The organism is Sphingomonas sp. PL20, from assembly GCF_017875905.1.
Taxonomy (GTDB): domain Bacteria; phylum Pseudomonadota; class Alphaproteobacteria; order Sphingomonadales; family Sphingomonadaceae; genus Sphingomonas; species Sphingomonas echinoides.
The window spans coordinates 3,500,020-3,513,068 of sequence record NZ_JAGINH010000002.1; the positions used below are offsets into that span (position 1 = coordinate 3,500,020).

Below are 13,049 nucleotides of genomic sequence, written 5' to 3' on the forward strand. Positions count from 1 at the left end.
GGCGCGTCAGGCGTTGCCGGTTTCGGGGACGCGCAGCATCGCAAGTGCGGCGAGCGCCATCACCGCCGCCGCAAAGGCCATCGTCCAGATCGGCTCGGTCGGAAAGAACGCCTTGAGCACCGACCCCATCACCGTCGCCACAAGCAATTGCGGCACGACGATGAACACGTTGAACAGGCCCATATAGATGCCGAGCTTGGCCTGCGGCAGGCTGGAGGCGAGGATCGCATAGGGCATGGCAAGGATTGAAGCCCAGGCGATCCCGACCCCGATTTCGCTCAAAACCAGCAAATTGGGGTCGCGGATGACGAGGAAGCTCGCATACCCAAGCGCACCGCAAAGCAGCCCGATACCGTGCGTGCGCACTTTGCCGATCCGCGCTGCCAACCGCGGCAACACCAACAGCGCCACGATCGTCGCGACGCCATTATACACTGCGAACAGCACCCCGACCCAATCGCCACCGGCATTGTAGGCGGCGCTGGTCGGGTCGCTCGAGCCGAAGGCATATTGGGCGACGACGGGGGTGGTGTAGATCCACATGATGAACAGCGCCGACCAGCTGAAGAACTGCACCAGCGCCAGCCGCTTCATCACCGTCGGCATGCCTGAAAAGTCGCCGATGATCAGGCTGAGCGGATTATCGGCCTTGCCGCCGCGCGCGAGCAGGATCGCCGCGATGCTGGCGAGGCCATAAGCGATCAGCAACGCCCCCAGCAGATAGACCTCCTTCTGCAGGCCAAGCGTGGGCACCGTGACCACGACGCCCGCGCCCGCTGCGATCCAGCAAAGGCTCGCGCCGAGCCCGCGTGCCGCGAGCGCGTGGACGGGTTGCGTCGCGGGCTCGCCGAGCATCGGCTCGCCAAAGGCCTTCATCTCGGCCGGGCTATATTCGCGCGTCGTGCCGACGGTCCACAGCACCGCCAGCAGCAACGCTGCACCGCCGAACCAGAAACTGTAGCGGACCGTCGCCGGAATCCCGCCCAGCGCGTCGCCCGACACGCCAAGATGGGTCAGTACGAACGGGAAGAGCGAACCGACCACCGCGCCCGCACCAATGAAGGCCGTCTGCAGCGCATAGCCCGCCGTATGCTGGTCCTTGCGCAGCATGTCGCCGACAAACGCGCGAAACGGCTCCATCGACACGTTGATCGACGCATCGAGCACCCACAGCGTCAACGCCGCGAACCACAGGATCCGGGCGTCGGGCATGACGAACAAGGCCAGCGCCGCCAGCACCGCGCCCGCAAAGAAATAGGGGCGTCGCCGCCCGAACCGTGTCCAGGTGCGGTCGCTATAATGGCCGATGATCGGCTGCACCAGCAGCCCGGTGAGCGGGGCCGCGATCCACAGATAGGACAGATCATCCAGCGATCCGCCAAGCGTCTGGAAAATGCGGCTCATATTCGCGTTTTGCAGCGCAAAGCCGATCTGGATGCCGAAGAAGCCGAAGCTGATATTCCACAACCCGCCGAAGCGCTGCACCGGTTTCTCGTTCAAGCCCACCTCCCCTGCTGCGGTTCCGCTCGGTCGGCCGCAGTCTGTCGCGCCTGACTGCCGACAAGCCCGGTAGCGCACAAGGGTGCATACGAATACGCAAACCACCACGCCGCTTGCGAGGATCGTCCCGCGCCGGGCATGACGGTGCGATGTCGATGACCGTAACCCTCCACCACCAAGGCCAGGAGCAGCGCCCGCTGCTCGTGCTCGACTCGTTCTGGAGCGACCCCGAATTGCTCCGCGAAGATGCCGCCGCACTGCGGCTGACCCCGATCGGACCGCATTATCCGGGCCTGCGCGCGCCCGTGCCGCCGCGACTGGCCGAGGCGATGCGGGCGAAGGTAGCACCCCTGCTCGCCACCCATTTCGGGCTTGAGCGCGCGCCGGCGGTGTCGGAGGCTTATTATTCGCTCGTCACCACGCCGCCGGGCGCGCTCGCACCGATCCAGCGTTTGCCGCATTTCGATGGGGTCGAGCCGCGCCGCATCGCGCTGCTGCTGTTCCTGGGCCACACTGCGCAGGGCGGCACCGCCTTCTACCGTCAACTTGCTACCGGTTTTGAAAGCGTCGATGCTATGCGGCTCGAACGCTATTCCGCCGAACTCGACGCCGAGGTGCGCGCGCATGGGTTACCCGCGCCATCCTATATCGCCGGGGACACGCCGCTGTTCGAGCAAATCGTGGTGCAGCCGGGGGCGTTCAACCGCGCGCTCGTCTATGCGGGCAACACGCTGCATTGTGCGTGGCTGCCGCCGGAAGTGGTGCTTACCCCCGACCCGTTGGTCGGGCGGCTGACGCTCAACCTGTTCCTGTTCGACGATTGAGGCTCACGCGCCGCTGCTGGCGCGCGCGATCAACCGGGTCGGCAGCGGCGGCGGTGTGATCGCCGTACCGCGCAGCTGGCCGAGCAAGGTGCTGACGAGCAATGCCCCCGCCTGTCGCGTGTCTTGCGCGACCGTCGACAGCGGTGGCGTCGTCAAGGAGGCCGACGGAATGTCATCAAACCCGACCACCGCGACATCGCCCGGGATGCTCCGCCCCTCCGCCGCCAGCGCCCGCATCGCGCCGATGGCGATGCTATCGCTCGCCGCGAAAATCGCGTCATAGACCGCACCGCGCGCCTTGAGCGTGGCAACCGCCTCGACACCAGCCTCCTCGCTGGTGATCGCATCGACGCGCAGCGCAGGATCGGCGACCAGCCCCGCTTGCGCAAGCGCATCCCCATAGCCGCGATGCCGTTCCTCAAGCTCGGGATAGCGGCTGTCGGCCGAACCGAGGAACGCAATCCGTCGCCGCCCCTGGGCGATCAGATGCGCCGTCGCTTGCGCACCGCCCCCGCGATTGTCCGAACCGACGGTGATGCCCGCAGGCCCCGTCCCGACCGCGCCCCAGCGCACGACATGCGTGCCCTGTTCGGCCAGATGATCGAGCCGCGCGCGATACGCCTCGTAATCGCCATAGCCGAGCAGGATGATGCCGTCGGCCTTGTGGCTGTCCTGATAGTCGACATGCCAGTCGCCCGAAAGCTGCTGGAACGAGATCAGCAGGTCGTACCCAGCTCTCGCACTGGCCCGGGTGATCGAGCCGAGCATCGACAGAAAAAAAGGATTGATCGTCGCGTCCTCATCCGCCGTCTCTTCGAAGAACAGCAGCGCAAGCGTGTTCGACGCCTGGCTGCGCAGGCTCGATGCGTGTTTGTCGACCGCATAATGCAAGCTGTGGGCAATCGCTTCGATCCGCGCGCGCGTTTGCGCATTGACCGATTTCACCCCGCGCAACGCACGCGACACCGTCGGCTGCGAGACCCCGGCAAGTTGTGCGATATCGAACGAAGTCGGCCGCTTGGCCATCCCAGTCATACCAGTGTATTGTTTAAATAATACAGCAGAACCCCCGACCCGCCGCCCCTGTGAATACGTATGCCCGCCACTTTTGCAATGACCCCGTCCGAAATATAGCCTGCTCTTAGCCAATCGACGCGGATGACGACGTCGAGGAAACTGAATTTCGTGAGGATGTGCGGGTTCGTCCCGCTTGAGGGGAAACCAAATGACCAAATTCATGCCGGGCCGCGCCGATCGCGCGGTTGCGCCGACGCGCCACCTGTCCTTGTCCGCGCGGCTCGCGGAATGCGCCAGCATAACCGCGCTCGCCGCCGCACTGGTGATGCCGGGCGTCGCCTTTGCGCAGGCCACCACGCCAAACGCCAACCCGACCGCCAAAGCGCAGGTCGAAGCGACCACCAGCCAGGCCGATCCGACCCCGCAGCCCGGAGCCCCGGCGGTGCCCACGCCTGCCGATGCACCCGCTGCGGTCGATGACTCCATCGTCGTCACCGGCATCCGCGCTGGCCTTGAATCGTCGGCGAAGATCAAGCGCCAGTCGGTGTTGATCGTCGACTCGGTCTCCGCCGAAGACGTCGGCAAGCTGCCCGACGTATCGATCGCGGACTCGCTCGCACGCTTGCCCGGCGTGACCGCGCAGCGGCTTGAAGGCCGCGACCAGCGCTTGTCGATCCGCGGCCTCGGCCCCGATTTCTCGACCACGCTGCTCAACGGCCGCGAACAGGTCACCGTCGGCGACAATCGCGGCGTCGAATATGATCAATATCCCTCGGAATTCTTCAAGACCGTCAACGTCTACAAATCCGCCGACGCCTCGCTCGTCGCCGCCGGCATTTCGGGCACGGTCGACCTGCGCATGCTGCGCCCGCTCGATCAGGGCAAGCGCGTCATCGCGGTCAGCGCGCGCGGGGAAATGAACGGGATCAACAAGCTCAACCCCGATGGCACGCGCTACGGCTATCGCGCCTCGGCGACCTATGTCGACAAATTCGCGGGCGACACGCTCGGCATCGCGCTGGGTGCTTCCGCCACGCTGACCCCGTCGCAGGACGAGCGTTACAACGCCTGGGGCTATGCTGGCAGCGGCACGGCAGCCAGCCCGTTCGTGCTCGGCGGTGCCAAGCCCTATGTCCAGTCGAACGAGCTCAAGCGCTATGGCGGCGTGGCGACGATCGAATGGCGTCCATCGGACGTGTTCCATTCGACCTTTGACGCGCTCTATTCGCATTTCGAGGAAACGCAGCATCTGCGCGGCATCGAATTCCCGCTCGGCTTTTCCAGCCCCACGCAAAGCGGCGTGACGGTGAACGATGGTTTCGCAACCACCACGACCTTCTCTGGCGTGCATGCGATCCAGCGCAACGACTATAACCAGCGCAAGGCCGAGAATTTCTCGTTCGGCTGGAACAACGACCTGAAGCTGACCGAGAAAATCCACCTCAATGTCGATGCGAGCTGGAGCCATGCCACGCGCACCGACTTCCTGCTCGAGACCTATACCGGCGTGGGTTATGGCGGCACCGGTCCCAACGACACCGTCAAGGTGACGCAGCAGGCGAACGGCATCTACAAGATCGTGCCGACGCTCGATTATACCGACACCAGCGTGTTCAAGCTGACCGATCCGCAGGGCTGGGGCTATAACGGCACGCAGGCCGTGGTGCAGTCCGGCTTCCTCAACCGCCCAAGCTTCAAGGACGACCTGAAGTCGCTGCGCGCCAGCCTCAACGGCGAGTTCGATAACAGCATCATCAAAAGCTGGGAGGCGGGTGCCAATTATAGCCGCCGCGAGAAAACCAGCGCCTACCAGTCCTACTTCCTCTGCCCCAAGGGTGCGGGCACGAATTGCACCGTGGCCAGCGGCACGCCAACCTCGGCCCCGATTCCGAGCCAGGCGATCCTCGGCAAGATCCCGCTCGACTATCTCGGTGTGCCGGCGGTGCTCGCCCTCGATCCACTGTATCTCTACAATAACAGCTTCAACACCTTCTACGACAACCGCCCGTCGTCGCTGGTGCGCGACAATGTCGTGACCGAAAACGTCTATACCGGCTATGCCAAGATCACCATTGACGGCGATGTGGGGGGCAAGGCGCTCAAGGGCTCGATCGGCACGCAAGTCGTGCATAGCGAGCAGCGCTCCGACGGGCAGATTGCCAGCGTCGTCAACGGCGTGGTGACGATCGCACCGGCGTCGCAGAAGATCAGCTACACCAACGTGCTGCCCTCGGCGACGATGGCGGTCGAACTGATCCCGCTTGGCTATGTCAAGCTGGGTGCCTCGCAGACGATGGTGCGCCCGCGCCTCGATCAGGAGCGCGTCACGCAGGATGTCGCCATCAACGTCGCCAACATCCAGACCAACAATACCAATGCCGGGCTCAATCCGGTGTTCACTTCGTCCGGCGGCAATGTCGCGCTGAAGCCCTATCAGTCGACCAATATCGACGTGTCGCTGGAAAAGTATTTCCACGGCGGCGGCTATGTCGCGCTGTCGGGCTATTTCAAGCATCTCACCGACTTCGTCGATCCCAACAACAGCTATGCCTATGACTTCTCCTCGCTGCTCGGCGCGTTGACGCCGGCCCAGCAAGCGATCGTCACCGCCAACAAGTTGACCATCGGCAATGTCAGCGCCCCCGCCAACACTGGTCGCGGCACGGTGCTGGGGCTCGAGGCGACGGTGTCGGTACCGTTCAAGTCGCTGACCAAGGCGCTGGATGGTTTCGGGGTGTTCGTCTCGGGCAATTACACCGAATCCGAAATCAAGTTCGCAAGCAACCCGACCCAGCCGATCACCTTGCCCGGCCTGTCCAAATGGACCGGCAGCGGGACGGTCTATTACGAGAAGAACGGCTTCCAGGCGCGCGTGAACTATCGCTACCGCTCGTCGTTCCTGGCCGAGGTGGCCGGCCTTTCGGCCAACCCGACCTATCGCACCGCGCGATCGGAAGGGATTTTGGATGCGCAGATCGGCTATGAGTTCCAGGAGGGCTTCCTGAAGGGCTTCGCGATCCTCGCCCAGGCGAAGAACCTCACCGACCGGCCGTTCGTGACCTATCAGAATGACGACCCGCGCCAGGTGATCGATTACCAGCGCTACGGACGTGATTATTATCTGGGCGTCACGTACAAGTTCTGAACGACGATGCCATCGGCGAGCGGTGGGGGCACCCATCGCTCGCCCTTCCGGTACCTGAAATTGAATAAGCGGGGACGCGGACCATGGCCAATCCTGCGGAGCCGAATGGCTCCAGACCGATCCGGATCGTCATTGCCGGCGGCGGCACCGCTGGTTGGATGACGGCGGCCACATTCGCGCGCTTTCTGGAAGTCGGCTTCGAAATCGACCTGATCGAATCCGAAGAGATTGGCACGGTCGGCGTGGGCGAGGCGACGATCCCGCAAATCCGGCTGTTCAACGACGCGCTGGGGCTGGACGAAGACGCGTTCCTGCGCGCGACGCAGGGGACGTACAAGCTCGGCATCGAATTTGTCGACTGGGGTGCCCCCGGCCAGCGCTATATGCACGCGTTTGGCGACATCGGCCGCGATGTCGGGCTGCTGCCATTCCATCATTATTGGCTGCGCGCGCGAAAACTCGGGCTGGCGGGCGATCTCGCGGCCTATTCGCTGAACAACCAGGCGGCGCTGGCCGAGCGGATGCAGCGCGGGGCGGCGCGCACCGCGCGCGTGCTGCCGGACATGCCCTATGCCTTTCACTTTGACGCGGGCCTCTATGCGCGCCACTTGCGCCGCTATAGCGAGACGCGCGGCATCACCCGCATCGAGGGCAAGATCGTCCGCGTCACGCAAGATGATACGGGCGACGTATCGGGGCTGGTGCTCGAAGACGGCACCACCGTCAGCGCGGACCTGTACATCGATTGCACCGGTTTCCGAGGCCTGCTGATCGAACAGACGCTCCACACCGGTTATGACGACTGGACGCACTGGCTTCCCGCCGACCGCGCGCTGGCGGTGCCGTCGGCGCGCAGTGCTGCCTTTACCCCCTATACCCGCTCCACCGCCAAGGCGGCCGGCTGGCAGTGGCGGATCCCGCTGCAGCATCGCACCGGCAACGGCATCGTCTATGCCTCGGCGCATCTGAGCGACGACGAAGCGACCGCGACGCTGCTCGCGGGGCTCGACGGCGAGGCGCTCGCCGACCCGCGGCCGATCCACTTCCGCACCGGCAAGCGCCGCAAGCTGTGGAACCGCAATGTCGTCGCGATCGGCCTCGCCGGGGGCTTCCTCGAACCGCTCGAATCGACCAGCATCCATTTGATCCAGTCGGCGATTGCGCGACTGATGAAACTCCTGCCCGGCCGCACCATCGCCGAGGCCGACCGCGTCGAGTTCAATCGCCAGAGCGACTTCGAATATGAGCGCATTCGCGACTTCATCATCCTGCACTACGCCGCCAACGCGCGCAGCGAGCCGTTCTGGCAGAGGTGCCGCGACATGGAGTTACCCGAAACGCTGTCGGCCAAGATCGACCTGTGGCGCGGCAACGGCCACATCACGCGCGAGCATGAGGAACTGTTCACCGAGGTCGGCTGGTTGCAGGTGTTCGCCGGACAAGGCGTGCTGCCGACGGGCCATCACCCGCTCGCCGATGCGATCCCGGCGAGCGATCTCGCCGAGTTCATGGACACGATCGCCAAACTCAATGCGCGCGAGGTCGCCCAGATGCCGAGCCATGCCGATTTCATCGCGCGCCACTGCGCCGCGCCGCAGCCGGTGACGGCATGAGCATCGCCGCCGCGCTGCTCCTCGCGCTGGCTGGTCCGGCCACGGTGCCGATCGAGCAGGTGCGTGCGCGTGCGCCTGAAGACGAGATCATCTATTTCGTGCTGCCCGATCGCTTCGACAATGCCGATCCGACCAACGACACCGGCGGCTTGACTGGCGACCGGCTGGCCACCGGCTATGATCCGACCGCCAAGGGCTTCTATCATGGCGGCGATCTGAAGGGGCTGACGCGGCGGCTCGATTATATCGAGGCGCTTGGCGTTACCGCGATCTGGGTTGGGCCGATCTTCAAGAACAAACCGGTCCAGGGTGCGCCGGGGCAGGAAAGTGCGGGCTATCACGGCTATTGGATCACCGACTTTACTACAGTCGACCCGCATTTCGGCACCGATGCCGACTTTTCCGCGTTCGTTGCTGCGGCGCACGCGCGCGGAATCAAGGTCTATATGGACATCATCGCCAATCACACGGCGGACGTGATCCAGTATCGCGAATGCGTCGGCAAACCCTGCGCCTATCGCAGCAAGGCCGACTACCCGTATCAGCGGCGCGGCGGCGTGAACGGCGCGCCGATCAATCCGGGTTTTGCGGGCGATGCCGTGCAAACGCCCGAGAATTTCGCGCGGCTGACCGACCCGGCTTATGCCTATACGCCCTTCGTCCCCGCCGCAGAGAAGGCCGTCAAAGTCCCGGCCTGGCTCAACGACCCGCATTATTATCACAATCGCGGTGACTCCACCTTTGCGGGGGAATCCGCGCGCTATGGCGATTTCGCCGGGCTCGACGATGTGATGACCGAGGACCCGCGCGTCGTCGCCGGATTCATCGCCATCTATGGAAGCTGGATCGATCGCTTCGGCATTGACGGATTCCGCGTCGACACCGCACGGCACGTCAATCCCGAATTCTGGCAGGCGTTCGTCCCGGCGATGCAGTCGCGCGCGGCGGCACGCGGCATCCCCAACTTCCCGATCTTCGGCGAAGTCTATTCGGAGACCGTCGATCCCGGTTATACCGCGCAATATACCCGCCGCGACGGCTTCCCCGAAATTCTCGATTTCTCCTTCCAGGCGGCAGCGCGCGCGATGCTGTCGGGCAAGGCTGGCACCGACCTTTTCGCCAAGCTGATCGACGGCGACGTCCTCTACGAAGGCGGTGACGCCACCGCGCAGCGCCTGCCGACCTTCCTTGGCAATCACGACATGGGGCGGATCGGGCATATGCTCGATCTCGCCTGGCCCAATGCGACCGAAGCAGAGCGGCTCCAGCGCCTCACGCTCGCGCATGTCCTGCTGCTGTCGGCGCGCGGCGTGCCGACGCTCTATTCGGGCGACGAACAGGGCTTTACCGGCCATGGCGGGGACCAGGATGCGCGCGAGGACCTGTTTGGCAGCCAAGTCGCCAGCTACAATGACAACCGCCTGATCGGCACGACGACCACCACCGCAACCGCGCATTTCGGGACCGAAAACCCGATTTTCCAGACGATCGCCAAACTCGCGCAGATCCGTCGCGACCATGTCCAGTTGCGCCACGGCCGCACGGTGGTGCGCGCCGCATCGGACAAGCCCGGCCTGCTCGCCTTCACGCGCGGTGCCGATGACGGGCATGAAATCCTGGTCGCGCTCAACACGTCGAACCAGCCGGTCAGCGCCAATGTCGAAATCGGTGTGCGCTCGGCCGGCTTCACCACGCTCGCCGGGGCCTGCCCCGCCCGTGCCACCGCGCCCGGTAGCATCTCGATCATGCTGCCCCCGCTCGGCTATGCCATCTGCGCCGCCCTCCCCAGCGAATGAGCCTCATGACCCCATCGACCGCCCAGCCGAAACCCGATCCCGCGCCCACGACGCCGTGGTGGAAGGGGGCCGCGATCTATCAAATCTATCCGCGCAGCTTCGCCGATTCGAACGGCGACGGCATTGGCGATTTGAACGGCATCACCGCGCATCTCGATCATGTCGCGGCACTCGGCGTCGATGCGGTGTGGCTGTCGCCCTTCTTCACCTCGCCGATGAAGGATTTCGGCTATGACGTCGCCGATTACCGCGATGTCGACCCGATCTTCGGCACGCTGGCCGATTTCGACGCGCTGATCGCGCGCGCACATGCGCTGGGGCTGCGCGTGATCATCGACCAGGTCTATTCGCACACCTCGAACGAGCATCCGTGGTTTCAGCAAAGCCGCGCGAGCCGGTCGGGCGACAAGGCCGACTGGTATGTCTGGGCCGATGCCAAGCCCGACGGCAGCCCGCCGTCCAACTGGCAATCGGTGTTCGGCGGCCCCGCCTGGACGTGGGACGCGCGGCGCCAGCAATATTACATGCACAATTTCCTGAAGGAACAGCCGCAGCTCAACGGGCACAATCCGGCGGTGCAGCAGGCCTTGCTCGATACCGCGCGCTTCTGGCTCGATCGCGGGGTGGACGGCTTCCGCCTCGATGCGATCAATTTCGCGATGCACGATCCCGCGCTGACGGATAACCCGCCCGCGCCCGCGACCAACCGCGCACGCACGCGGCCGTTCGATTTCCAGCTCAAGCTGCACAATCAGGGCCATGCCGATATCCCGCCCTTCCTCGAGCGGATCCGCGCCTTGCTCGACGAATATGGCGCAGGGTTCACCGTCGCCGAGGTCGGCGGCGAAGACAGCGACCGTGAAATGAAGCTGTTCACCAAAGGCGGCACGCGGCTCGACAGCGCGTATGGCTTTGACTTTCTCTATGCCGAGCGTCTCACCCCCGCGCTCGTCGCCGATGCGGTGGCACGCTGGCCCGATGCGCCGGGCATCGGCTGGCCGAGTTGGGCCTTCGAAAATCACGACGCCCCGCGCGCCTTGTCGCGCTGGACGACGCCCGAGCACGCGCCTGCCTTTGCGCGGATGAAGATGCTGTTGCTGGCGTGCCTGCGTGGCAACATCTTCCTGTATCAGGGCGAGGAATTGGGGCTGACTCAGGTCGACATTCCGTTCGACGCGCTGCTCGATCCCGAGGCGATCGCCAATTGGCCGATGACGCTGTCGCGCGATGGCGCGCGCACGCCAATGCCGTGGATCGGCACCGCGCCCGATCTTGGCTTTGGCAGCGAGACGCCGTGGCTGCCGTTCGGGGGCGACCATAGCGCGCTCGCCGCCGACCAGCAGCACGCCGATCCGGACTCGCTGCTGCACTGGACCCGGCAGGTGCTGGCGGTGCGCAATGCCCATCCGGCGCTGCGCCAGGGCGACATCCGCATCCTGCACAGCGATGACGCGGTGCTCGCCTTCGAGCGCCGCGATGCGGGCGAACGCTTGCTGTGCGTGTTCAACCTCGGCGATACGACGCGCGGCTGGCCATCCGACCTTGCCCAAACGGGCGCGGTGCTGCTCAGTGCGAACGCCGCCAGCGCCGCTGCGCTCCCGCCCTTTTCGGGGCTGGTGCTGCGAGCGTGACGCGGGCGGCCGCAGGCAAGGCGATCGTCATCCTCGGCGGCGGCACCGCCGGGTGGATGGCCGCCTGTCTGATCGCGCAGCGGTGGCCGCACGCGCAGGTGACGCTGGTCGAAAGCCCCGAGATCGGCATCGTTGGCGTCGGCGAAGGCTCGACCCCGCAATTGAAGCACTTCTTCGACCGGCTCGGCATTGCCGAGGCCGAATGGATGTCGGCCTGCGACGCCACCTACAAGCTCGGCATTGGCTTTCACGGCTGGTCCGACCGGGCCGGTTATACCGCCTATTTCCACCCCTTCCCGACCGCGCTTGACAGCCACACCGCGCCGCATTTCTTCTACAATACGCGCGCGCGGCGGACCGGGCGCGATGTGGTGGCGCATCCTGATCGGTTCCTGCTCCCCGCCCGGCTCGCGGCGGCGGCCTGCGCGCCGCAACCGGACGCCAATTTCCCGTTCGAAGTGAGCTACGGCTATCATTTCGACGCCCACAAGGTTGGCGCGTTCCTGGGGCACCATGCGACGACCAAGCTGGGCGTGGTTCGGCTCCAGCGCACCATCGTCGATGCCGAGCGCGATGCGAGCGGCGATATCGCGGCGCTGCTGTGCGACGATGGCGAGCGTATCCCGGGCGACGTCTTCCTCGATGCCAGCGGCTTTCGCAGCATCCTGTTCGAAAAGACGCTCGGTGTACCGTTTCAATCCTATGGCGACACGCTGTTCAACGATCGGGCGGTCGTCCTGCCCACGCCGCGCGACGAAGCGGCACCCTTGCCCAGCCAGACGCGCGCCACCGCGCTCAGCGCCGGATGGGTGTGGGACATCCCGCTGACCACGCGCACCGGCAATGGCTATGTCTATTCCAGCCGCCATCTTTCGCCCGATCAGGCCGAGGCGGAATTGCGCGCGCATCTTGGGGTGGGCGACGTCGGCAGCGCGCGCCATCTGACGATGCGCGTTGGTCGCGTCGCCAAAAGCTGGTCGCACAATGCACTGGCGATCGGCCTGGCCCAGGGCTTTATCGAACCGCTTGAGGCAACGGCGCTGCACATCGTGATGGCGACGGTCGAGGCATTTCTGGACGCGGTCGATGCAAACGGCTTCACCCCAGCCGCCAGCGCGCCATTCAACGACACGATCGCCGCGCGCTATGACGGCGTGCGCGATTATATCGTCGCGCATTACCGGCTCAACCAACGCGCCACCGACCCGATCGGCTATTGGGCCGCGGCGCGCGCGCTGTCACACCTGTCGGATCCGCTCAAATCGCTGATGTCGGCATGGTTCACCGGGGCCGACATGGCGGCGCTGATCGAGCAAATGGGAATTGGCCGCTATTACAGCGCGATCAGCTGGCACTGCCTGATGGCCGGTTACGGCACGTTTCCCGACGACGCCCGGCTGGTCCCGGCCGGGCCCGAGATCGAGCGGATCGACATGCTCAAGATCGACGATTTCCTCGATCGCTGCGCGCTGAACTTCCGCCCGCACCTGACTCACCTCCCCGGTCAACGAAATTGAGAGATA

8 protein-coding genes are annotated in these 13,049 nt (G+C 65.1%); 6 read left to right on the forward strand and 2 right to left on the reverse strand.

Going from position 1 to position 13,049, the window contains the following annotated elements; all coding sequences use genetic code 11:
• Positions 1–6: 6 nt before the first annotated feature.
• A complete protein-coding gene (locus H4W01_RS16430; RefSeq protein WP_209612470.1) occupies positions 7–1,506 on the reverse strand; it encodes an MFS transporter in 1,500 nt (499 codons plus the stop codon).
• A 143-nt stretch (positions 1,507–1,649) separates the two neighbouring features.
• Here H4W01_RS16430 and H4W01_RS16435 point away from each other — a divergent pair, with 143 nt between their 5' ends.
• Positions 1,650–2,324 (forward strand): DUF6445 family protein, encoded by a 675-nt coding sequence (locus tag H4W01_RS16435; protein WP_209612472.1) that lies wholly within the window; start codon positions 1,650–1,652, stop codon positions 2,322–2,324.
• Between the two features lie 3 nt (positions 2,325–2,327).
• Here the strand turns inward: H4W01_RS16435 and H4W01_RS16440 are convergent, their stop codons facing one another.
• Positions 2,328–3,350: a LacI family DNA-binding transcriptional regulator gene (locus H4W01_RS16440; protein WP_209613411.1), complete on the reverse strand. Its 1,023-nt coding sequence runs from the start codon at positions 3,348–3,350 to the stop codon at positions 2,328–2,330.
• 199 nt (positions 3,351–3,549) lie between these two features.
• Here H4W01_RS16440 and H4W01_RS16445 point away from each other — a divergent pair, with 199 nt between their 5' ends.
• The 5 genes from H4W01_RS16445 to H4W01_RS16465 all read left to right on the forward strand — a co-directional run bounded on the left by H4W01_RS16445 (position 3,550) and on the right by H4W01_RS16465 (position 13,043).
• The gene (locus tag H4W01_RS16445; RefSeq protein WP_209612474.1) at positions 3,550–6,486 is read left to right on the forward strand and encodes a TonB-dependent receptor; all 2,937 of its coding nucleotides are present in this window, start codon (positions 3,550–3,552) and stop codon (positions 6,484–6,486) included.
• 83 nt (positions 6,487–6,569) lie between these two features.
• Positions 6,570–8,099 (forward strand): tryptophan halogenase family protein, encoded by a 1,530-nt coding sequence (locus tag H4W01_RS16450; RefSeq protein WP_209612476.1) that lies wholly within the window; start codon positions 6,570–6,572, stop codon positions 8,097–8,099.
• On the forward strand, positions 8,096–9,895 hold the full coding sequence (locus H4W01_RS16455; protein WP_209612478.1) for an alpha-amylase family glycosyl hydrolase: 1,800 nt from the start codon (positions 8,096–8,098) through the stop codon (positions 9,893–9,895). Before H4W01_RS16450 ends, H4W01_RS16455 begins: the two co-directional genes overlap by 4 nt.
• A 5-nt stretch (positions 9,896–9,900) precedes the next feature.
• On the forward strand, positions 9,901–11,526 hold the full coding sequence (locus H4W01_RS16460) for an alpha-glucosidase family protein (protein ID WP_209612481.1): 1,626 nt from the start codon (positions 9,901–9,903) through the stop codon (positions 11,524–11,526).
• Positions 11,523–13,043: a tryptophan halogenase family protein gene (locus tag H4W01_RS16465; RefSeq protein WP_209612483.1), complete on the forward strand. Its 1,521-nt coding sequence runs from the start codon at positions 11,523–11,525 to the stop codon at positions 13,041–13,043. Before H4W01_RS16460 ends, H4W01_RS16465 begins: the two co-directional genes overlap by 4 nt.
• Positions 13,044–13,049 lie beyond the last annotated feature (6 nt).